Raw genomic sequence first — 19,988 nt, forward strand, 5'->3', positions numbered from 1 at the left:
AGAGTGCCCCACCCATGAACGACTATCTTCCCGTAATCGGCATCACCATGGGCGACGCCGCCGGCGTCGGACCGGAGATCATCGTCAAGAGCCTGGCCAGCGCCGGGCTCCACCGATTCTGCCGCCCCCTGGTGATCGGCGATGCGCAGCGCCTGGAGAAGGCCGACCGGCTGCTCGGCGGGCTGGCCCGGGTACGGCGCATCGAGGATGCCGACGACGCCCGCTTCGAGCCGGGCGTGATCGACTGCATCGACCTCGGGCTCATCCCCGACGACCTGCCCTTCGGCGTGCTCTCCCCCGTGGCGGGTGATGCGGCCTACCGGTTCATCGCCCGCGCGGTGGACCTGGCCAAGGCCGGGAAGATCGACGCCATCTGCACCGCCCCGCTGAACAAGGAAGCCCTGCACGCCGGCGGCCACAAGTTTCCCGGCCATACCGAGCTGCTCGCCCACCTGACCAATGTCGACGAAGTGTCCATGATGCTGGTGGCCCCCAAGCTGCGCGTCATCCACGTCACCACCCACATCGGCATCATCGACGCCATACGCCGCATCGAGCCCGGCCTGGTGCAGCGCACCATCGAACGCGGCCACGAGACCCTGGTGCGCTCCGGCATCCCGCAGCCGCGCATCGGCGTCTGCGGCATCAACCCGCACGCCGGGGAAAACGGTCTGTTCGGCTACGGCGAAGAGGAAGAAAAGATCATCCCCGCCGTCAGCCTGCTGCAGGCGCGTGGCCTGGACGTCACCGGCCCGCTGCCGGCCGACACGCTGTTCTACCGCGCCGGCCGCGGCGACTTCGATCTGGTGGTGGCCATGTACCACGACCAGGGCCACGGCCCGGTGAAGGTCCTCGGGCTGGAAGCCGGGGTGAACGTTACGGTCGGCCTGGATGTGGTGCGCACCTCGGTGGACCACGGGACCGCCTTCGACATCGCCGGCAAGGGCATCGCCGACGAACGCAGCCTGCTGGAGGCGCTACGCCAGGGCGCGGAGCTGGCGAACAGGCCGCGCTGAACCTACTGCGGCGCCGCCCATCTTCCCCGACTGAAGCGCAGCCGCACGCGCAAACGGCGATGGGCCTGCGCCGCCAGGCTGTCGGCCGGCAGGCACAGGCCGCGGCTCAGGCGCTGGCCCGGCAAGCGGAAGCGCAGCACGATCAGCGCCGGCAGCGCGAGGCTGTCGGCGCGCAGTTGCACCGCCTGCCAGCCGTCGGCCGGGCTCCATAGCTGCCAGCCGTCGGCGTCGTGGCGCAGAGCGCGGTAGGCGTGGCGGCTGCGCAGCAAAACCTGGCGCGGCAGCACCCACAGGGCATGGATCAGGCAGAGCAGCAGGCCGGCGACCTGCCAGAAGGCGGGAATGGCGGCCAGATACAGCGCCGCCACGGCGAGCGCCAGGCTCGCCAGGTAGGCCGCCAGCAGCCGCTCGGACGGCCGCCAGTGGCACTCGAAGGGCTCACTTCGGTTGGACACGGTCCAGGATCATGCGCACGATGTGGCGCAGGTCGGCGTCTTCCGGCTCGCCGCGCTGCATGAACCAGCCGAACATGTCCTGGTCCTCGCATTCCAGCAGCATACGGAAGCGCGCCTGGTTCTCGGCGTCCAGGCCCGGGTAGACCTCCTGCACGAAGGGCACCAGCAGCACGTCCAGCTCCAGCATGCCGCGGCGGCTGTGCCAGAAGAGTCGTTTCAGTTCGGTTTCGTCGGTCATCTGCGGGTCCTCGGCGCTACATCGGAAACCCCACGGTGCGGCGCCTGCCGGATTCCGTGAAGCGAGCGGCATTATACGCATGCCCTCGCCTGGCGGCACCCGCTGACAAGCGCAGGTCCCGGCTCTATGATGAGAAGCCTAACTTTCTTCCAGCGACCCGCAATGGCCGATTCCGCGTTCTACACCGCCCTGACCCACGAAGGAGTCCTCGCCGTCCGTGGCGCGGACGCCGCCAAGTTCCTGCAGGGGCAGTTGACCTGCAACCTCAACTACCTCGACGCCACGACTTCCAGCCTGGGCGGCCGCTGCACGCCCAAGGGGCGCATGACCTCCAGCTTCCGCATCGTCGCCGAGGGCGACGGCTACCTGCTGGCGCTGGCCGCCGAGCTGCTGGAAGGGCAACTGGCCGACCTGAAGAAGTACGCCGTGTTCTCCAAGGCCAGCCTGAGCGACGACAGCGCCGCCTGGGCCCGCTTCGGCCTGAGCGGCGGCGAGGCCGTGCTCGCCGGCCTCGGCCTGGAACTGCCCGCCGAGGCCGACCGCGTGGCGCGCAACGGCGACCTGCTGGCCATCGGCCTGGGCCATGGCCGCGCCGAACTCTGGGTGCCGGCGGCCCGCGCCAGCGAAGTGCGCGAGGCGCTCGACGCCGCGCTGGACGAAGGCACCCTCAACGACTGGCTGCTGGGCCAGGTGCGCGCCGGCGTCGGCCAGGTCTTCGGCGCCACCCGCGAGCTGTTCATCCCGCAGATGATCAACCTGCAGGCGGTCGGCGGCGTGAGCTTCAAGAAGGGTTGCTACACCGGCCAGGAGATCGTCGCGCGCATGCAGTACCTCGGCCGCCTCAAGCGCCGCCTGCATCGCCTGGCGCTGGACGCCGCCGAGCTGCCCGAGCCGGGCGCCGCGCTGTTCTCGCCGGTGCACGGCAGCAGCGTCGGCGAAGTGGTGCTGGCCGCCCGCGCCGCCGAAGGCATCGAGCTGCTGGCGGTGCTGCAGGACGACGCCGTGGCCGACGGCCGCGTGCGCCTCGGCCAGGCCGAGGACGGCCCGGCCCTGCGCCTGCTGACGCTGCCCTACGTTCTCGACAGCGACCGCGAAATCCAGCGCTGACCGAATCGCCTGCCGGGTGGGGAGCCCGGCGTCCCTCAAGGAACTGCCATGAGCAAGCTTGCCGAAAAAGTACAACAGGAACTGCTGCGGGCCATCGACAACGACGAACTGGTGCTGCCCACCCTGCCCGAGGTGGCGCTGCGGGTCCGCGAGGCGGCGGAGGACCCGGACGTCAGCATCCATGACCTGGCCCGGGTGATCGGCAACGACGCCGCGCTCACCGCGCGCATCATCAAGGTGGTGAACAGTCCGCTGCTGCGCACCAACAAGGAAATCACCGACCTGCAGATGGCCATCGGCCGCCTGGGCATCAACTACACCAGCAACCTGGCCACGGGCCTGGCCATGGAGCAGATGTTCCAGGCCACCTCCGACGTGGTCGACCGCAAGATGCGCGAGGTATGGAACAAGAGCGTCGAGGTCGCCGGCATCTGCCACGCGCTGTGCCGCCACTACACCCGGCTGATGCCCGACCAGGCGACCCTCGCCGGCCTGGTGCACCAGATCGGCGTGCTGCCGATCCTCACCTACGCCGAGGAGAACAGCGAGCTGCTGGCCGACTCCATCAGCCTCAACCACGTGATCGAGCGCATCCACCCGGTCATCGGCGACCGCATCCTCAAGGCCTGGGAATTCCCCGCGCCCATCGCCGAAGTGCCCGGCCACTACCTGGACTTCACCCGCGACTCCGCCAAGGCCGACTACGTGGACATCGTCCAGGTCGCCACCCTGCAGAGCTACCTGGGCAGCCAGCATCCCTTCACCGAAATGGACTGGAGCGACATCCCGTCCTTCGCCAAGCTGGGCATCGACCCGCAGGCCAACCTCAACGAGGACGAGGACCTGTCGGCCGCCATGGAGGCGGCGATGGGGATGTTGCAATAGGCTGCCGGTCCGGCATTGGCGCGGGCTCTTCGGAGGAGCGAGCTTGCTCGCGAATAGCGTTCTACCGGAAAGGTTTGGTGTCGCTCCGAAGAGCGCCCTCTCCCTAACCCTCTCCCTGAAGGGAGAGGGGACTGTTCGGAGCGTTTGGATATTCCAGTGTTAGCCGGTAAGCATTGAAATTTCCGGCTAACACCATGTTCTCAGCCGGCACGGACAAGCCCCCTCTCCCTTCAGGGAGAGGGCTGGGGAGAGGGAGCGGAGTCAATCCAAACACCGAAGCCCGCCGGCAAGCCCTGTTCGTCGCGAACAAGAACCAGGCGTCCCCCTCGCTCCTACGAAAAGCGCCTAGCCGCCCCTCGCGTCCTCCAGCGGAAAACTCACCCGCACCAGCAACCCACCCAGCTCCCCATGGGCCAGCTCGATACGAGCCCGGTGCGCCGCGCAGATCTCCCCGACGATCGCCAACCCCAGCCCGGTGCCCTCCTGGCGCTTGCGGTAGAAGCGGCCGAAGACCTTGTCGCGCTCCTCCGCCGGGATGCCCGGGCCGTCGTCCTCGATCTCCAGCACGGCCGGCGACTCGACGCGGATCACCACGTTGCCGGCGGCATGGGCCAGGGCATTGGCCACCAGGTTGTCGAGCAGTTCGTGGAGCAGCGTCGGATCGCCCTTGATCCACACCGGCCGCTCGGCCTCCAGGGCCAGGGCCACGCCGCGCGCATGGGCCAGCGGCGCCAGCACCATGCCCTGCTCGCGGGCCAGGGCGCCCAGCTCGATGGCCTCGCCGCCGCCCTCGGCGATGGCCCGGGCGCCGCTTTCCACCCGCGCCAGGGACAGCAACTGGTTGGCCAGCCCGGTGACGCGGTCGGTGTACTGCACCGCTTCTTCCAGCGTCTCGCGCCAGCGTTGCGGATTCTGCTCGCGCAGGCCCAGCTCCAGCCGCGCCTTGAGCGCCGCCAGCGGCGTGCGCAGTTCGTGGGAGGCTTCGGCGATGAACTGCGACTGGCGCTCGAACAGGCTGCGCAGGCGCACGGTGAAGTGGTTCAGCGCCGCCACCAGCGGGCGCAGTTCGCGCTGCACCGCCACCGGCGGCAGGGGCCGTAGGTCGTCCGCCTGGCGCTCCTCCACCGCCGCGCGCAGGCGGTCGAGCGGGCGCAGGCCGGCGCTCACCGCGTACCAGACCATGACCAGCGCGGCCAGCGCCGACAGCGCCAGGTTGAGCAGGGTGTCGGTGAGCAGCTCGCGGGCCAGGCGCTCGCGCGCGCCGAGGGTCTCGGCCACGCGGATTTCCGCCATGCCGTTGACCGTCGGCTGGCTGACCGGCTGCAGCAGGCTGACCACGCGCACGCCCTGGCCCTGGTATTCGCTGTCGTAGAAGCGCGCCAGCGCCGGATAGTCGTCGGTGCGCAGAGTTCCCGGCGGCGGCGCCGGCAGGTTCTCGTAGCCGGAGATGGACTGCCCGCGGGTGTCGATCACCTGGTAGAAGATGCGCCCGGCGCTGTCGTAGGCGAAGCTGTCCAGGGCCACGTAGGGCACGTTGGCGCGCAGGCTGCCGTCGCTGTCGTAGAGGCCGTCGGCGATGTCCCGCGCCGAGGCCAGCAGGGTGCGGTCGTAGGCGATGTCCGAGGCGTGGCGGGCACGCTGGTAGGTGGCCAGGCTGCCCAGCAGGAGCAGCACCAGCAGCAACCCGCCCAGGCGCCACAGCAGGCGCCAGCGCAGGCTGCCGGAACCGGGCAGGGCCAGGCGCCGGAGCACCTCAGGCATCCACGGCCTCGAGCAGGTAGCCCAGGCCGCGGAAGGTGACGATGCGCACCGCGTCGCCTTCCAGCTTCTTGCGCAGGCGGTGCACGTAGATTTCGATGGCGTCGGCGCTGGCGTCCTGGTCCAGGCCGAACACCTGGGCGGCCAGCTGCTCCTTGCTCAGCACCCGCCCGGGGCGGGCGATCAGCGCTTCCAGCACGGCCTGCTCGCGGGAGGTCAGGGTCAGCGCCTCGCCGGCCAGGCTGAAGCGCCGCGCGCCCAGGTCGTAGACCAGCTCGCCGCAACGCTGCTGCTGTTCGCCGCCGAGCACGCTGCGCCGCAGCAGGGCCTTCACCCGCGCTTCCAGTTCGCTCAGCTCGAAGGGCTTGGCCAGGTAATCGTCGGCGCCGAGGTTGAGGCCATGGACGCGGTCCTTGACCTCGCCGCGGGCGGTCAGCATCAGCACCGGCAGGGTCTTGCCGCGGCCGCGCAGGCGCGCCAGCACCTCGAAGCCGTCCAGGCGCGGCAGGCCGACGTCGAGAATGGCCAGGGCGTATTCCTCGCTGGCCAGGGCCAGGTCGGCGGCCACCCCGTCGCGCAGCAGGTCGACCGTCCAGCCCGCGCCCTTGAGCGCCTGCTGCACGCTGTCGCCCAGTTGCGGATGGTCTTCGACCAGAAGGATGCGCACGGCGGTATTCCTCGCTCGGATGTGGACAGGTGCACGCAGTTTACCCGCCCACGGGCGCCTGTGAACGGCTGAAAGCCTGGTGAAAGGCAGCGGCGCTAGGATCGCCCGTCAGACGACGCAGATCGTCCCAAAATCGGCTGGCGGCGTGGCGCCATCCACACAAGAACAAGAAATGGAGTCCACCGATGCTGACTGTCCAGCACCCGGCCCGTGGGGCCAATCCCGTCCTGTTCCGTGTCTTCCCCGCCGGTTTCGGCGCGGCCCTGGCCCTCGGCGGCCTGGCCGGGGAAGCCGAGGCTTCCGGCTTCATCGAAGACAGCAGCCTGAAGCTGCAGACGCAGAACATCTACTTCAACCGCGACTTCCGCGACGGCGCCGGCCAGTCCAAGCGCGAGGAGTGGGCGCAAGGTTTCATCCTCGACTTCCAGTCCGGCTACACCGACGGCACCGTCGGCGTCGGCCTCGACGCCCTGGGCATGCTCGGCCTCAAGCTCGACTCCAGCCCCGACCGCACCGGCAGCGGCCTGCTGCCCACCCACGACGACGGCCGCGCCGCGGACGAGTACAGCAAGCTCGGGCTGACCGCCAAGTTCAAGGTCTCGCAGACCGAACTCAAGCTCGGCAGCCTGATCCCCGACCTGCCCACCCTGCAGCCCAACGACAGCCGCCTGTTCCCGCAGATATTCGAGGGCGGACTGCTGGAGTCCCGCGACCTGCCCGGCCTGACCTTCACCGGCGGGCGCCTGGAAAAGGCCATCGACCGCGACTCCACCGACGCCCAGGACCTGGCGCTGAACAACAAGAACAAGCGCTTCACCGGCAGCGTCGCCGGCGAGCACTACGACCTGGCCGGCGGCGACTACAAGTTCGACGAGCACTTCACCGGCCGCTACCACTACGCCGAGCTGGACGAGGTATATCGCCAGCACTTCATCGGCCTGCTCAGCAGCCACAAGCTGGGCGACGGCAAGCTGACCACCGACTGGCGCCTGGCGATCAGCGACGACGACGGCGCCGCCCGCGGCGGCAGGATCGACAACCGCGCCTTCAACGCCATGCTCGGCTACGCCCTCGGCGCCAACAAGTTCAGCATCGGCTGGCAGCAGATGGACGGCGACAGCGCCTTCCCCTACATCGACGGCAGCAACCCCTACCTGGTGAACTTTGTCCAGGTCGGCGACTTCGCCGAGACCAAGGAACGCTCCTGGCAACTGCGCCACGACTTCGACTTCGCCGTGTTCGGCCTGCCCGGCCTGACCCTGATGAACCGCTACCTCAAGGGCGACAACGCCGAGATCAACGGGCGCGCAGGCGAAGGCCGCGAGTGGGAACGCGACACCGACCTCAAGTACGTGGTGCAGAGCGGCCCGCTGAAGGACTTCGGCGTGCGCCTGCGCAACGCCACCTACCGTTCCAACTTCGCCCGCAACGCCGACGAAACCCGCGTCTACCTCACCTATTCCCTGGCGATCTGGTAAACAACAACAAGAAGAGGCCCCGATAATGACCAAGCTCCGCACCCTCCCCCTGCTTCTCGCCGCCGGCGCGCTGTTCACCGCCGCCGTCGCCCACGCCGAGCCCAAGCGCCCGGAATGCATCGCCCCGGCCGCCCCCGGCGGCGGCTTCGACCTGACCTGCAAGCTGGCGCAGAGCGCCCTGCTGGACGAGAAGCTGCTGAGCAGCCCGATGCGCGTCACCTACATGCCCGGCGGCGTCGGCGCGGTGGCCTACAACGCCGTGGTCGCCCAGCGCCCGGCCGACGGCAACAGCATCACCGCCTTCTCCAGCGGTTCGCTGCTGAACCTGGCCCAGGGCAAGTTCGGCCGCTACGACGAGAACGCGGTGAAGTGGCTGGCGGCCATCGGCACCAGCTACGGCGCCATCGCCGTGCGCAGCGATTCGCCCTACAAGAACCTCGCCGACCTGGTGGCCGCGCTCAAGGCCGACCCGAGCAAGGTGGTGATCGGCTCCGGCGGCACCGTCGGCAGCCAGGACTGGATGCAGACCGCGCTGATCGCCAAGGCCGCCGGCATCGATCCGAAGCGGCTGCGCTACGTCGCCCTGGAAGGTGGCGGCGAGATCGCCACGGCGCTGCTGGGCGGGCACATCCAGGTGGGCAGCACCGACATCTCCGACTCCATGCCGCACATCCGCGCCGGCAAGATGCGCCTGCTCGCGGTGTTCGCCGAGGAGCGCCTGCAGGACGAGGGCATGGCCGACATTCCCACCGCCAGGGAGCAGGGCTTCGACATCGTCTGGCCGGTGGTGCGCGGCTTCTACGTCGGGCCCAAGGTCAGCGACGAGGACTACCAGTTCTGGAAGGCCTCGTTCGACAAGCTGCTGGCCTCGGAGGACTTCGCCAAGCTGCGCGACCAGCGCGAGCTGTTCCCCTTCGCCATGACCGGGCCCGAGCTGGACAGCTACGTCAAGCAGCAGGTCGCCCGCTATCGGCAGATGGCCCATGACTTCGGCCTGATCCAGTAAGCCGCGAGGTTCCCGACATGCACGCCCCCCATTCGCTGCCGCAGCGGCTGTTCGCCGGTGCCTGGCTGCTGGCCTGCCTCGGCCTGGCCGCCGTGGCCTGGAACTACCAGGCGCCCTTCTCCTACGAACCGGTGGGCCCGCGCGCCTACCCGCTGCTGTGCCTGGCGCTGATGGCGATCGGCCTGGCCTGGCTGATCCTGCGGCCGACGCCGGCCCGCCACGACGACGAGCAGCCGCTGGAAGGCGCGCTGCTGCGCAAGGTGGTGGCGTGCATCGGCCTGCTGCTGGTCTACGCCGGGCTCTTCGAGCCGCTGGGCTTCATCCTCGCCAGCGCCCTGGTGGGCAGCTTCATCGCCCTGCTCTACGGCGGCAAGCCGGCCGTCAGCGTGCTCACCTGCACGCTGCTGAGCATCGGCCTGTACCTGCTCTTCGACCGCACCCTGGACGTCCCGCTGCCGCGGGGCGTGCTCGATTTCCTGCCCTTCTGAGGACACCGTCATGGATACCCTGAGCTATCTCGGGCAGGGCTTCGGCGTCGCCCTGAGCCCCTACAACCTGGTCACCGCGCTGATCGGCACGCTGATCGGCACCGTGGTCGGCCTGCTCCCGGGCCTGGGCCCGATCAACGGCGTGGCCCTGCTGATCCCGGTGGCCTTCGCCCTCGGCCTGCCGCCGGAGTCGGCGCTGATCCTGCTGGCCGCGGTGTACCTGGGCTGCGAATACGGCGGGCGGATCTCCTCGATCCTGCTGAACATCCCCGGCGAGGCCTCCACCGTGATGACCACCCTGGACGGCTACCCCATGGCACGTAACGGCCTGGCCGGCGTGGCCCTGTCGCTGTCGGCCTGGAGCTCGTTCATCGGCGCCTTCATCGCCACCTGCGGCATGGTGCTGTTCGCCCCGCTGCTGGCGAAATGGGCCATCGCCTTCGGCCCGGCGGAATACTTCGTGCTGATGGTCTTCGCCATAGTCGCCCTCGGCGGCCTGGCCGGCGACCGCCCGCTGAAGACGCTGCTGGCGGCGCTGCTCGGGCTGTTCCTGTCCAGCGTGGGCATCGACGCCAACAGCGGCGTGTACCGCTTCACCTTCGAGAGCATCCACGTGGCCGACGGCATCCAGTTCGTGGTGCTGGTGCTGGGCCTGTTCTCGGTCAGCGAGATCCTCCTGCTGCTGGAGAAGACCCACCACGGGCACAAAGCCGTGGAAGCCAGCGGGCGCATGCTGTTCAACCTCAAGGAAGCGGCCTCGGTGTTCGTCGTCAACCTGCGCTGCGGCCTGCTCGGCTTCGTCATGGGCGTGCTGCCCGGCGCCGGCGCCACCCTGGCCAGCGCCGTGGCCTACATGACCGAGAAGCGCTATGCCGGCGCCAGCGGCAAGTTCGGCCAGGGCGACATGCGCGGCCTGGCCGCCCCGGAAACCGCCATCGGCGCTTCCGCCTGCGGCGCCCTGGTGCCCATGCTGACCCTCGGCGTGCCCGGCTCGGGCACCACCGCGGTGATGATCGGCGCGCTCAGCCTGTACAACATCACCCCCGGCCCGCTGCTGTTCCAGGAGCAGCCGACCATCGTCTGGGGCCTGATCGCCTCGCTGTTCATCGCCAACCTGATGCTGATCATCCTCAACGTGCCGATGGTGCGGGTGTTCACCCGCATCCTCTCGGTGCCGAACTGGGCGCTGGTGCCGGGCATCGCGATCATCACCGCCATCGGCGTGTACGCCGTGCATGCCACCACCTTCGACCTGTTCCTGATGGTCGGCATCGGCATCCTCGGCTACATCCTGCGCAAGCTCGACTTCCCGCTCTCGCCGCTGCTGCTGGGCTTCATCCTCGGCGGGCTGATGGAGCAGAACCTGCGCCGCGCGCTGTCGATCTCCAACGGCGAGCTGGGCATCCTCTGGTCCAGCCCCATCGCCATCGGCACCTGGGCCCTGGTGGCGGCGATGCTCGGCCTGCCGCTGTACCGCGCCTGGCGCCGCCGCCTGGCCCGGCGCAACGCGGCGCTGGCCGGAGCCTGAGCCGGAAGACCAACCACGCTCGCCGCGTTCTCTCCTGCGGCGATTTCAGACCCGCCTTGCGCGGGTCTCTTTTTGCCTGGGGTGGGCGCGGGTAAAACCCTGCGATGGGTATCGCTTCGCTCAACCCATCCTACGAGGGACTGCAGGTGCGCCAGGGCGCTTTCGCAGGATGGCTCGAGCTTGCGATACCCATCGGCCGGCGAGCTCAGCGCGGCGCCAGGTGCACCACCATCAGCTGCACGCTCTCGTTGCCGCGGTATTCGTTGACGTCCAGCTTGTAGGCCACTTCCGCCCAGCGCACCGTCGGGTTCGGCCAGACCTCGCGGTCGACATTGAAGGCGATGCCGTCCAGCTGCAGCGAACCGCATTCGGTCTTGAGTACCAGCTTCAGGTGGCGCTCGCCGACGATGCGCTGCTGGACGATCTGGAACACCCCGTGGAACAGCGGCTCGGGGAAGTGCTGGCCCCAGGGGCCGGCCTGGCGCAGGGCGCGGGCCAGTTCCAGGTGGAACTCGGTCAGGCTCAGCTGGCCGTCGGAGAGGATGCGCCCAGTGAGGTCGTCCTCGCTGAGCTGGCGGCGCACCTCGGCATCGAAGGCCGCGGCGAAGGCGCCGAAATGCCCTTGCGGCAGCGACAGCCCGGCGGCCATGGCATGCCCGCCGAACTTGCTGATCAGCCCCGGGTGGCGCGCAGCCACGGCGTCCAGCGCATCGCGGATGTGCAGGCCCGGCACCGAGCGCGCCGAGCCCTTGAGGCTGCCGTCGCCGGCGTCGGCGAAGGCGATGGTCGGGCGGTGGTAGCGCTCCTTCAGGCGCGAGGCGAGGATGCCGATCACGCCCTGGTGCCAGTCCGGGTCGAACAGGCACAGGCCGAAGGGCATTTCTTCCACCGGCAGTTCCTTGAGCTGGGCCAGGGCCTCGCGCTGCATGCCCTGCTCGATGGCCTTGCGGTCCTGGTTGAGCTGGTCGAGCTGCACCGCCATGTCGCGGGCCAGGGCCTCGTCCTCGCAGAGCAGGCATTCGATGCCCAGGGACATGTCGTCCAGGCGCCCGGCGGCGTTCAGCCGCGGGCCAAGGATGAAGCCAAGGTCCGTGGAGGTGATGCGCCGGGCATCACGCCCGGCCACTTCCAGCAGCGCGCGCAGGCCCGGGCGGGCGCGGCCGGCGCGGATGCGCGCCAGGCCCTGGTGCACCAGGATGCGGTTGTTGGCGTCCAGCGGCACCACGTCGGCGACGCTGCCCAGGGCCACCAGGTCGAGCAGCTCGGCCAGGTTAGGCTCCGGCGTGCCGCTGCGGGCGAACCAGTCCAGCTCGCGCAGGCGCGCGCGCAGGGCGAGCATCACGTAGAAGATCACGCCGACCCCGGCCATCGCCTTGCTGGGGAATTCGCAGCCCGGCTGGTTGGGGTTGACGATGGCGTCCGCCGCCGGCAGTTCCGGGCCCGGCAGGTGGTGGTCGGTGACCAGCACGCGCAGCCCGGCGGCCTTGGCCGCGGCCACGCCGTCGATGCTGGAGATACCGTTGTCCACGGTGACCAGCAGCTCCGGGCGTTTCTCCAGGGCGACCGCGACTATCTCCGGGGTCAGCCCGTAGCCGTATTCGAAGCGGTTCGGCACCAGGTAGTCGACCCAGGCCGCGCCGAGCAGGCGCAGGGCCAGCACGCCGACGCTGCTGGCGGTGGCGCCGTCGGCGTCGAAGTCGCCGACGTAGAGGATGCGCTGGCGCTTCTCCAGGGCGTCGACCAGCAGCTCGACGGCGGCATCGATGCCCTTGAGCAGGCGGTACGGGATCAGCCGCGCCAGGCCCTTGTCCAGTTCCTCGGCGGACTTCACGCCACGGGCGGCGTACAGGCGGGTCAGCAGTGGCGGCAGGTCGCCGAGGTCGGGCAGGGTTTCCGGCAACGGGCGGGGGTCGATGCGCATCAGAGCTTTCCAATCCTTCCATTTCAGCCTGACCTTGCGCCTTGCGAGCTAGAGCACGGCTAGGCGAAAACAGGCACGGGCGCGGAGTTTACCGAGTGTAAATGAGTAAGCCCGGGCCTGTTTCGACACAGCCGGGCCGACGCGCAGCTAGCACAATTAACGCTCGCCCATCAGCCATTCGAGTTGCAGTTCATGCTGGCCGTTTTCGTCGGTGACGAAGATCGTCCCCTCGCTGATCATCACGGTCCAGTTGATCGAGCGCGGCAGGTCGCGGGCCAGTTCCTCCAGCGGTTCCTGGGGCACGGCGGCGACATTCAGGTTCTTCAGGTGGCGCACGCCGTCGAGGACCTTGGTGGTCCATACGCGCAGGTTGCCGTAGGCCAGCAACGAGAGCTTCTCGCAGCGCCGCGAGCACCACACCAGGCGCTCGCTGTCCGGCTGGCCGACCTCGATCCAGTGCAGGATGCGGTCGTCCAGGCTCTTCTCCCACAGCGACGGTTCCTCGACGTCCGACAGGCCGCGGCCGAAGGCCAGTTGCTCGTTGTACCAGAGCACGAAGGCGATCAGGCGGACCGCCAGGCGCTCCTCGGTTTCCGAGGGGTGGCGGGCGACGGTGAAGCGCAGCGTCTCGTAGACGCCGCGGTCCAGGTCGGTGAGGCTGATGTCGGCCTTGTAGGGGGTGGCGGAGAGGGCCATGGTCTATCCCAGCGATGCGAAGGCGGCAAGTCTACCCCGATTGCGCCGGCCCTGCCGCCCCCGTCGCGCTCAGCGGTGGCCGCGGCCCTCGCGCCCCGGCCTGGGGGCCGACAGCTCGATGCGGTTGCGGCCCTTGGCCTTGGCCAGGTACAGCGCCTGGTCGGCCAGCGACAGCAGCCGCGCCAGCTCGTAGCCGCCCTCCTCGCTGGTGGCCACGCCGATGCTGACGCTGAGCAGGCCATCCGCGACGAACGGCACCTCGGCGAACTCCCGGCGGATGCGTTCGGCCACCTGGCAGGCGGCTTCGGTGCCGGCGCCGATCAGCAGGCAGGCGAACTCCTCGCCGCCGATGCGCCCGAACACGTCCTGGCGGCGCATGCGCGAGGCGGTGATGCGGCTGAATTCCTGCAGGGCGCGGTCGCCCACCGGGTGGCCGTAGGCGTCGTTGAGGCGCTTGAAGTTGTCCAGGTCGCAGACCAGCAGCGCCACCGGCTCGCCACGCTCGGCGCACAGGCGCAGCAGGCGCTCGCCGGAATCCATGAAGGCGCGGCGGTTGCCGATGCCGGTCAGGGGGTCGCTCAGGGCCGCCGAACGGAACTTCAGCTCGGCGCGGTCCTTGACCATGGTCAGGGTGGTGAAGGCCAGGCCGACGGCGACCATCATGGTCTCGAACACCAGCAGGGTGAACAGGGTGGTGTAGGTGCCGGCGGGCACCACCGGCACCTCGCCGCGGTCGACGAAGATGCGCAGGGTGTAGAAGCCGGCGTGGAACAGCAACAGGGCCAGGGTCGGCCGCAGCGGCACCTCCAGGCGCTGGCGGCTGCGCCACAGCTCGGCGGCGGCGAGCAGGCAGTAGACCACGGTCAGCGCCGAGTGGACCTGGATGCGCAGGACCATCGACTGCAGGAAGACCGGCCACAGGCACAGCAGCAGCCAGAGCACGGCGCCCGCGGCCACGCCGGGCCAGTAGGGCGCACGCCCGGCGAACACCCGCATGCTGGTCCACAGCAGCGCGCAGGAAAGCGCCACCACCATGTTGCCGGCGACGATGGCCAGCGTCTCCAGGCCGAAGCTGCGCAGGGCGATGAGGAAGGTGGACAGCGCCCCGAGCAGGAGCATGGCGGCCATGTAGCCGAGGGTCGGCTCGCGGCGCCCGCCGTACCAGGCGAAGAACATCAGCACGCCGACCAGGGCGAGGATGTACAGGTCCACCAGCAGCAGAGTGGGCAGGCTCAGCGACATGCGCCCTCCTTCGGCATCCCGTGCGCAGGCGACGTAGGGTCGACGGAAGGAGAAAGATCAACGGCGCCCATGAGCGGATACCCGGCCGGCCTGAAAAGGGTGTGGGAATGCTCCCTACTCTACGCGTCCGGCGTCGATCGCGGAACGCCTTCACAACCGATCGGTCAGCTTTGCCCGTGCCGCCGCCCCGGCCATGGCTTGCGGCGGGCCGGCGACGGCCCTAGAGTCGCCCCACTGCCCGACTGACGGAAACCTTCGATGAACGCCACCGCCAAACCCCTCGCCGGCCTCAAGGTCGTGGAACTCGGCACCCTGATCGCCGGCCCCTTCGCCGCGCGCCTGTGCGCGGAGTTCGGTGCCGAAGTGACCAAGATCGAGTCGCCCGACGGCGGCGACCCGCTGCGCAAGTGGCGCAAGCTCTACGAGGGCACCTCGCTGTGGTGGTTCGTGCAGGCGCGCAACAAGCGCTCGCTGACGCTCAACCTCAAGCAGGAAGCCGGCCGCGAGGTGCTGAAGAAGCTGCTGGCCGAGGCCGACATCCTCATCGAGAACTTCCGCCCCGGCGTGCTGGAGAAGCTCGGCCTGGGCTGGGACGTGCTCCACGCGCTGAACCCCAGGCTGGTGATGGTGCGCCTGTCCGGCTTCGGCCAGAGCGGCCCCTACAAGGACCAGCCAGGCTTCGGCGCGGTGGGCGAATCCATGGGCGGGCTGCGCTACATCACCGGCTTCGAGGACCGCCCGCCGGTGCGCACCGGCATCTCCATCGGCGACTCCATCGCCGCCCTGTGGGGCGTCATAGGCGCGCTCATGGCGCTGCGCCACCGCGAGGTCAACGGCGGCCAGGGCCAGGTGGTGGACGTGGCGCTGTACGAGGCGGTGTTCGCCATGATGGAGTCCATGGTCCCGGAATTCGACGTGTTCGGCTTCATCCGCGAGCGCAGCGGCAACATCATGCCCGGCATCACCCCGTCCTCGGTGCACACCACGGCCGACGGCAAGCACGTGCAGATCGCCGCCAACGGCGACGCCATCTTCCGCCGCTTCATGCTCGCCATCGGCCGCCAGGACCTGGCCGACGACCCGCAGCTGGCCGGCAACGACGGCCGCGATGCGCGGCGCGATGAACTGTACGGGGTGATCGACCGCTGGGCCCGCTCGCTGCCGCTGGAAGAGGTGCTGAAGGTGCTGAACGAGGCCGAGGTGCCGGCCAGCCGCATCTACTCCGCCGAGGACATGTTCGCCGATCCGCAATTCCTCGCCCGCGAGATGTTCCTCTCGGCGAAGCTGCCGGACGGCAAGCCCTTCAAGATGCCCGGCATAGTGCCCAAGCTCTCGGAAACCCCCGGCTCGGCCGAATGGATAGGCCCGAAGCTGGGCGAGCACAACGATGCGATCCTGGCGGAGTTGGGCTACGACGCAGAACAGATCGCGGCGCTACGGCGGGATGGGGCGGTCTGATAGCGGTGAGCACACTGCTCTTGTAGGAGCGAGCTTGCTCGCGAACTGGAGTCACCTGCGACTTCGACGCCATGGCTTGGCTCCGCCCCTCTCCCTAACCCTCGGCTGCGCGCCCCGCCCTGAAGGGAGAGGGGACCGTTGGGCAGAAACGGCTGTTCTGGAGTTAGCCGGCAAGCACGTAGTTCAAGGTTGGAATCCTGACCTATCTCGGCACGGATAAGCCCCCTCTCCCTTCAGGGAGAGGGTTGGGGAGAGGGCGCTCTTCAGGTCAAGCGCCGAGATTGCCGGCGAAGCCCCATTCGCGAGCAAGCTCGCTCCTACGAAAAGAACGGAACCACCCGACTGATCCGCACTGGAAAATCCACTACCTGATCCTTTCGGCGCCCATTCCGGGTGCCCCGCAGAGGAGAAGGCTCCATGGAGATGAACCAGCACTGCCTGGACACGCTGCGCAAGCTGGCCCAGGGCATCGACCCGCGCAGCGGCCTGCCGCTTCCCGAGGAGGATGCCTGCCAGGCGCCGGAGGTGATCCGCGCCCTGTTCCAGGCCATCCAGGCCCTCGAAGCCCAGGGCAAGGTACGCCCGCCGCCGGAGCAGGCCGGCAAGCCCTGGAGCGAGGAAGAGGAACAGGCCCTGCTGCAGCGCTTCGACGAGGGCGAGCCGATTACCGCCATCGCCCGCGCCCATGGCCGCACCACCGGGGCCATCCGCGCCCGCCTGGCGCAGTGCGGGCGCCTGTAGAAACACGAATGCCGCCGTCCCGGGCCGGGACGGCGGCATTCGCGATGGAACCGGCGGGCTCAAGTGTCGTAGCTGAGCACCTGGGCGGCGCGCTGGCGCAGTGCCAGGATGACGTCGTTGCAGATCCGCCCCTCCTGGACCGCCAGGTCGCGGCTGATGGCTTCCAGCGCCTCCTGGCAGTTGCGTTCGTCGGCCAGTTGTTCGCCACTGAGGACGCGACGCAGGACGACCTCGCCTTCGGAAGTGCTCAGGCTCAGCACCCGGCCACCGTCCGGACGCGCGGGTCCGAGATCGTGGGCGTACTGGCTGAAGATGGCTGCGAGCAGGGGCTCGAGTCGGTCCATGGGGTTCTCCTGGGATACAACGGATACGTCAGCAAAAGACCTCTATCTGAAGGAAAAAGTTCAATAACCTCAGATATTTGCCCCGCAAACGAAAAAGCCCGCCAAGCTGGCGGGCTCTTCCTGCGGCCGGTTTAGAGCGGCTTGCCACGGTTGCCGTGGGCGCTGACGAAGGCCTGGACCTTGGCCAGTTCGTTGGGCAGCACGGTGCAGCGTTCCTCGCGCTGGAACAGGTCGGCCAGGTGCGTCGGCAGCGCCGGGGCCGCCTCGATGCCGGCCTTCTCCACCGCTTCCGGGAATTTCACCGGGTGCGCGGTGCCCAGGGTGACCATGGGGATGGCCAGGCTGCGGCGGCATTCGCGGGCGGCGCGCACGCCGATGGCGGTGTGCGGGTCGAGCAGTTCGCCGCACTCGGCGTAGACCTCGGCGATGGTCTGGCAGGTCTGCTCGTCGTCCACTGCCAGGGAGTCGAACAGGCGGCGCGCCTCGGTCCAGCGGTCATCCTCGACGGACAGCTTGCCGGTGGCCTTGAAGCCGTCCATCAGCTCGGCGATGGCCTTGCCGTTGCGGCCGTGGAGGTCGAACAGCAGGCGCTCGAAGTTGGACGAGACCATGATGTCCATGGACGGCGACAGCGACGCGTGCAGGGTGTCCTTGTCGTAGCGGTTGCCGGACATGAAGCGGTGCAGGATGTCGTTGCGGTTGGTCGCCACGATCAGCTGGCTGACCGGCAGGCCCATGTTGCGCGCCAGGTAGCCGGCGAAGATGTCGCCGAAGTTGCCGGTGGGCACCGAGAAGGCCACCGAACGGGCCGGCGCGCCGAGCTGGATGGCGGCGTGGAAGTAGTAGACGATCTGGGCCATGATCCGCGCCCAGTTGATCGAGTTGACCGCCACCAGGCGGGTGCCTTTCAGGAAGCCCTGGTCGGCGAAGCTGGCCTTGACCATCTCCTGGCAGTCGTCGAAGTTGCCTTCGATGGCGATGTTGTGGATGTTTTCGCCGAGGATGGTCGTCATCTGCCGGCGCTGCACCTCGGACACGCGGTTGTGCGGGTGCATGATGAAGATGTCGACGTTCTCGCAGGCCTTGCAGCCTTCGATGGCCGCCGAGCCGGTGTCGCCGGAGGTGGCGCCTATGATCACCACGCGCTCGCCGCGCTTGGTCAGCACGTGGTCGAGCAGGCGGCCGAGCAGTTGCAGGGCGAAGTCCTTGAAGGCCAGGGTCGGGCCGTGGAACAGCTCCAGCACCCACTCGTTGCCGTTCAGCTGGCGCAGCGGCGCCACGGCGTTGTGGGCGAAGACGCCGTAGGTCTCCTCGAGGATCTTCTTGAAGTCGGCATCCGAGATGCTGCCGGCGACGAACGGGCGCATCACCCGGAAGGCCAGCTCGTGGTACGGCAGGCCGGCCCAGGAGGCGATTTCCTCGACGGTGAAGCGCGGCAGGTTTTCCGGCACGTACAGGCCGCCGTCGCTGGCCAGGCCGGCCAGCAGCACGTCTTCGAAGTTCAGCGCGGGCGCCTGGCCGCGGGTACTGATGTAGCGCATTTCTTCAAACCTTCGGTTTGAGCTTGAAGCTTGAAGCTTGAAGCTTGAAGCAACGCGGCTTCCAGCTTTCAGCTTGCAGCTTCCAGCTCCGAGTTAATTGAGCTGTTCGACGCGAATGCGTACGACATTGCCGACCACGTCATCCAGCGCTTCCAGCGCAGCGATGGCTTCGATGATGCGGGACTCGAGCACGCGGTGGGTAACCAGGATCATCGGCACCAGACCGTCATGCTCTTCGACTTCCATCTGCATGATCGATTCGATGTTGATGCCGCGCTCGGAGAGGATGGTCGCCACCTGGGCCAGTACGCCCGGGTGGTCCTTGGCCTGGATGCGCAGGTAGTAGGCGCTTTCGCAGGCTTCGATCGGCAGGATCGGGTGGTCGGAGAGCGCGTCCGGCTGGAAGGCCAGGTGCGGCACGCGGTTCTCCGGGTCGGTGGTGAGCACGCGGACCACGTCGACCAGGTCGGCGACCACCGAGGACGCGGTGGGCTCCATGCCGGCGCCGGCGCCGTAGAACAGCGTGGAACCGGCGGCGTCGCCGTTGACCATCACGGCGTTCATCACGCCGTTCACATTGGCGATCAGGCGGTCGGCCGGGATCAGCGTCGGGTGCACGCGCAGCTCGATGCCGGCGTCGGTGCGGCGGGCCACGCCCAGGTGCTTGATGCGGTAGCCCAGGGCCTCGGCGTAGTTCACGTCGGCGGTGGTCAGCTTGGTGATGCCCTCGGTGTAGGCCTTGTCGAACTGCAGCGGGATGCCGAAGGCGATGGACGCCAGGATGGTCAGCTTGTGCGCGGCGTCGATGCCCTCGACGTCGAAGGTCGGGTCCGCTTCGGCGTAGCCCAGCGCCTGGGCTTCCTTGAGCACGTCGGCGAAGGCGCGGCCTTTCTCGCGCATCTCGGTGAGGATGAAGTTGCCGGTGCCGTTGATGATGCCGGCCAGCCAGTTGATGCGGTTGGCCGCCAGGCCCTCGCGGATCGCCTTGATCACCGGGATGCCGCCGGCCACCGCGGCCTCGAAGGCGACGATCACGCCCTTCTCGCGGGCCTTGGCGAAGATCTCGTTGCCGTGCACGGCGATCAGCGCCTTGTTCGCGGTGACCACGTGCTTGCCGTTCTCGATGGCCTTGAGCACCAGCTCGTGGGCCAGGGTGTAGCCACCGATCAGCTCGATGACCACGTCGATTTCCGGGTTGTTCGCCACGTCGAAAATGTCGGCAGTGATGGGGGTGCTGCCGGTTTCGCATTTCGGATTGGGACGACGGGCGGCAATCTGCGCAACCTCGATACCACGCCCGGCGCGGCGGGCAATCTCCTCGGCGTTGCGTTTGAGTACATTGAAGGTACCGCCACCGACGGTCCCCAACCCACAGATTCCCACTTTCACCGGTTTCACGCTGAAACTCCCCATCATCGC

At 68.7% G+C, this 19,988-nt stretch carries 19 protein-coding genes; 9 read left to right on the top strand and 10 right to left on the bottom strand.

Annotation, left to right across the window (positions count from 1 at the left end; all coding sequences use genetic code 11):
• Positions 1-14: 14 nt before the first annotated feature.
• Entirely contained in the window at positions 15-1,016 is a 1,002-nt protein-coding gene (pdxA, locus tag FG99_RS17360; RefSeq protein ID WP_043271390.1) for a 4-hydroxythreonine-4-phosphate dehydrogenase PdxA, read from the top strand.
• 2 nt (positions 1,017-1,018) lie between these two features.
• Here the strand turns inward: pdxA and FG99_RS17365 are convergent, their stop codons facing one another.
• Positions 1,019-1,471, bottom strand: a complete 453-nt coding sequence (locus FG99_RS17365) for a protein YgfX (protein WP_043271392.1) — start codon at positions 1,469-1,471, stop codon at positions 1,019-1,021.
• A complete protein-coding gene (locus tag FG99_RS17370) occupies positions 1,455-1,709 on the bottom strand; it encodes an FAD assembly factor SdhE (RefSeq protein ID WP_009616418.1) in 255 nt (84 codons plus the stop codon). The genes FG99_RS17365 and FG99_RS17370 overlap by 17 nt, the downstream gene beginning before the upstream one ends.
• A gap of 162 nt (positions 1,710-1,871) precedes the next feature.
• Here FG99_RS17370 and FG99_RS17375 point away from each other — a divergent pair, with 162 nt between their 5' ends.
• Together FG99_RS17375 and FG99_RS17380 are read left to right on the top strand one after the other, a co-directional pair.
• Positions 1,872-2,816 (top strand): CAF17-like 4Fe-4S cluster assembly/insertion protein YgfZ, encoded by a 945-nt coding sequence (locus FG99_RS17375; RefSeq protein ID WP_043271394.1) that lies wholly within the window; start codon positions 1,872-1,874, stop codon positions 2,814-2,816.
• Positions 2,817-2,864: 48 nt separating this feature from the next.
• Positions 2,865-3,701, top strand: a complete 837-nt coding sequence (locus tag FG99_RS17380; RefSeq protein ID WP_009616407.1) for an HDOD domain-containing protein — start codon at positions 2,865-2,867, stop codon at positions 3,699-3,701.
• 345 nt (positions 3,702-4,046) lie between these two features.
• Here FG99_RS17380 and FG99_RS17385 read toward each other — a convergent pair whose 3' ends face one another.
• Positions 4,047-5,462, bottom strand: a complete 1,416-nt coding sequence (locus FG99_RS17385; RefSeq protein WP_051878971.1) for a sensor histidine kinase — start codon at positions 5,460-5,462, stop codon at positions 4,047-4,049.
• Positions 5,455-6,126 (bottom strand): response regulator, encoded by a 672-nt coding sequence (locus tag FG99_RS17390; protein WP_009616396.1) that lies wholly within the window; start codon positions 6,124-6,126, stop codon positions 5,455-5,457. Before FG99_RS17390 ends, FG99_RS17385 begins: the two co-directional genes overlap by 8 nt.
• A gap of 185 nt (positions 6,127-6,311) precedes the next feature.
• Between FG99_RS17390 and FG99_RS17395 the strand changes: the two genes are divergently transcribed.
• The 4 genes from FG99_RS17395 to FG99_RS17410 are packed head-to-tail and all read left to right on the top strand — an operon-like array spanning position 6,312 to position 10,626.
• A complete protein-coding gene (locus FG99_RS17395) occupies positions 6,312-7,604 on the top strand; it encodes an OprD family porin (protein ID WP_043271395.1) in 1,293 nt (430 codons plus the stop codon).
• Between the two features lie 22 nt (positions 7,605-7,626).
• The gene (locus FG99_RS17400) at positions 7,627-8,610 is read left to right on the top strand and encodes a Bug family tripartite tricarboxylate transporter substrate binding protein (protein WP_371263874.1); all 984 of its coding nucleotides are present in this window, start codon (positions 7,627-7,629) and stop codon (positions 8,608-8,610) included.
• Between the two features lie 17 nt (positions 8,611-8,627).
• Positions 8,628-9,098: a tripartite tricarboxylate transporter TctB family protein gene (locus FG99_RS17405; RefSeq protein WP_043271399.1), complete on the top strand. Its 471-nt coding sequence runs from the start codon at positions 8,628-8,630 to the stop codon at positions 9,096-9,098.
• A gap of 10 nt (positions 9,099-9,108) precedes the next feature.
• Complete coding sequence (locus FG99_RS17410; protein ID WP_043271401.1) at positions 9,109-10,626, top strand: tripartite tricarboxylate transporter permease; 1,518 nt, start codon at positions 9,109-9,111, stop codon at positions 10,624-10,626.
• Between the two features lie 205 nt (positions 10,627-10,831).
• Here FG99_RS17410 and recJ read toward each other — a convergent pair whose 3' ends face one another.
• From recJ to FG99_RS17425, 3 genes are all read right to left on the bottom strand, one after another.
• Positions 10,832-12,547, bottom strand: a complete 1,716-nt coding sequence (gene recJ, locus FG99_RS17415) for a single-stranded-DNA-specific exonuclease RecJ (RefSeq protein WP_043271403.1) — start codon at positions 12,545-12,547, stop codon at positions 10,832-10,834.
• 156 nt (positions 12,548-12,703) lie between these two features.
• A complete protein-coding gene (locus tag FG99_RS17420) occupies positions 12,704-13,243 on the bottom strand; it encodes a YaeQ family protein (protein WP_009616386.1) in 540 nt (179 codons plus the stop codon).
• A gap of 69 nt (positions 13,244-13,312) precedes the next feature.
• Positions 13,313-14,485, bottom strand: coding sequence for a GGDEF domain-containing protein (locus FG99_RS17425; protein ID WP_043271405.1), 1,173 nt, complete (start codon positions 14,483-14,485; stop codon positions 13,313-13,315).
• Between the two features lie 258 nt (positions 14,486-14,743).
• Between FG99_RS17425 and FG99_RS17430 the strand changes: the two genes are divergently transcribed.
• Together FG99_RS17430 and FG99_RS17435 are read left to right on the top strand one after the other, a co-directional pair.
• On the top strand, positions 14,744-15,943 hold the full coding sequence (locus FG99_RS17430; protein WP_043271407.1) for a CaiB/BaiF CoA transferase family protein: 1,200 nt from the start codon (positions 14,744-14,746) through the stop codon (positions 15,941-15,943).
• A gap of 417 nt (positions 15,944-16,360) precedes the next feature.
• Complete coding sequence (locus FG99_RS17435; protein WP_043271408.1) at positions 16,361-16,684, top strand: hypothetical protein; 324 nt, start codon at positions 16,361-16,363, stop codon at positions 16,682-16,684.
• Between the two features lie 59 nt (positions 16,685-16,743).
• Here FG99_RS17435 and FG99_RS17440 read toward each other — a convergent pair whose 3' ends face one another.
• The 3 genes from FG99_RS17440 to FG99_RS17450 all read right to left on the bottom strand — a co-directional run bounded on the left by FG99_RS17440 (position 16,744) and on the right by FG99_RS17450 (position 19,967).
• Positions 16,744-17,028, bottom strand: coding sequence for a DUF3509 domain-containing protein (locus tag FG99_RS17440; protein WP_009616381.1), 285 nt, complete (start codon positions 17,026-17,028; stop codon positions 16,744-16,746).
• A gap of 131 nt (positions 17,029-17,159) precedes the next feature.
• Positions 17,160-18,569 (bottom strand): threonine synthase, encoded by a 1,410-nt coding sequence (thrC, locus tag FG99_RS17445; protein ID WP_043271410.1) that lies wholly within the window; start codon positions 18,567-18,569, stop codon positions 17,160-17,162.
• 93 nt (positions 18,570-18,662) lie between these two features.
• Positions 18,663-19,967 (bottom strand): homoserine dehydrogenase, encoded by a 1,305-nt coding sequence (locus FG99_RS17450; protein ID WP_043271412.1) that lies wholly within the window; start codon positions 19,965-19,967, stop codon positions 18,663-18,665.
• Positions 19,968-19,988 lie beyond the last annotated feature (21 nt).

Source organism: Pseudomonas sp. AAC (assembly GCF_000725445.1).
In the GTDB taxonomy this organism is placed as follows: Bacteria; Pseudomonadota; Gammaproteobacteria; order Pseudomonadales; family Pseudomonadaceae; genus Pseudomonas; species Pseudomonas citronellolis.

Bases quoted from the DNA above. Each gene is read 5' to 3' on its own strand.
- pdxA (WP_043271390.1), top strand. From the start codon at position 15: ATGAACGACTATCTTCCCGTAATCGGCATCACCATGGGCGACGCCGCC.
- FG99_RS17370 (WP_009616418.1), bottom strand. From the start codon at position 1,709: ATGACCGACGAAACCGAACTGAAACGACTCTTCTGGCACAGCCGCCGC.
- FG99_RS17375 (WP_043271394.1), top strand. From the start codon at position 1,872: ATGGCCGATTCCGCGTTCTACACCGCCCTGACCCACGAAGGAGTCCTC.
- FG99_RS17380 (WP_009616407.1), top strand. From the start codon at position 2,865: ATGAGCAAGCTTGCCGAAAAAGTACAACAGGAACTGCTGCGGGCCATC.
- FG99_RS17385 (WP_051878971.1), bottom strand. From the start codon at position 5,462: ATGCCTGAGGTGCTCCGGCGCCTGGCCCTGCCCGGTTCCGGCAGCCTG.
- FG99_RS17395 (WP_043271395.1), top strand. From the start codon at position 6,312: ATGCTGACTGTCCAGCACCCGGCCCGTGGGGCCAATCCCGTCCTGTTC.
- FG99_RS17405 (WP_043271399.1), top strand. From the start codon at position 8,628: ATGCACGCCCCCCATTCGCTGCCGCAGCGGCTGTTCGCCGGTGCCTGG.
- FG99_RS17410 (WP_043271401.1), top strand. From the start codon at position 9,109: ATGGATACCCTGAGCTATCTCGGGCAGGGCTTCGGCGTCGCCCTGAGC.
- recJ (WP_043271403.1), bottom strand. From the start codon at position 12,547: ATGCGCATCGACCCCCGCCCGTTGCCGGAAACCCTGCCCGACCTCGGC.
- FG99_RS17420 (WP_009616386.1), bottom strand. From the start codon at position 13,243: ATGGCCCTCTCCGCCACCCCCTACAAGGCCGACATCAGCCTCACCGAC.
- FG99_RS17425 (WP_043271405.1), bottom strand. From the start codon at position 14,485: ATGTCGCTGAGCCTGCCCACTCTGCTGCTGGTGGACCTGTACATCCTC.
- FG99_RS17430 (WP_043271407.1), top strand. From the start codon at position 14,744: ATGAACGCCACCGCCAAACCCCTCGCCGGCCTCAAGGTCGTGGAACTC.
- FG99_RS17435 (WP_043271408.1), top strand. From the start codon at position 16,361: ATGGAGATGAACCAGCACTGCCTGGACACGCTGCGCAAGCTGGCCCAG.
- FG99_RS17440 (WP_009616381.1), bottom strand. From the start codon at position 17,028: ATGGACCGACTCGAGCCCCTGCTCGCAGCCATCTTCAGCCAGTACGCC.
- thrC (WP_043271410.1), bottom strand. From the start codon at position 18,569: ATGCGCTACATCAGTACCCGCGGCCAGGCGCCCGCGCTGAACTTCGAA.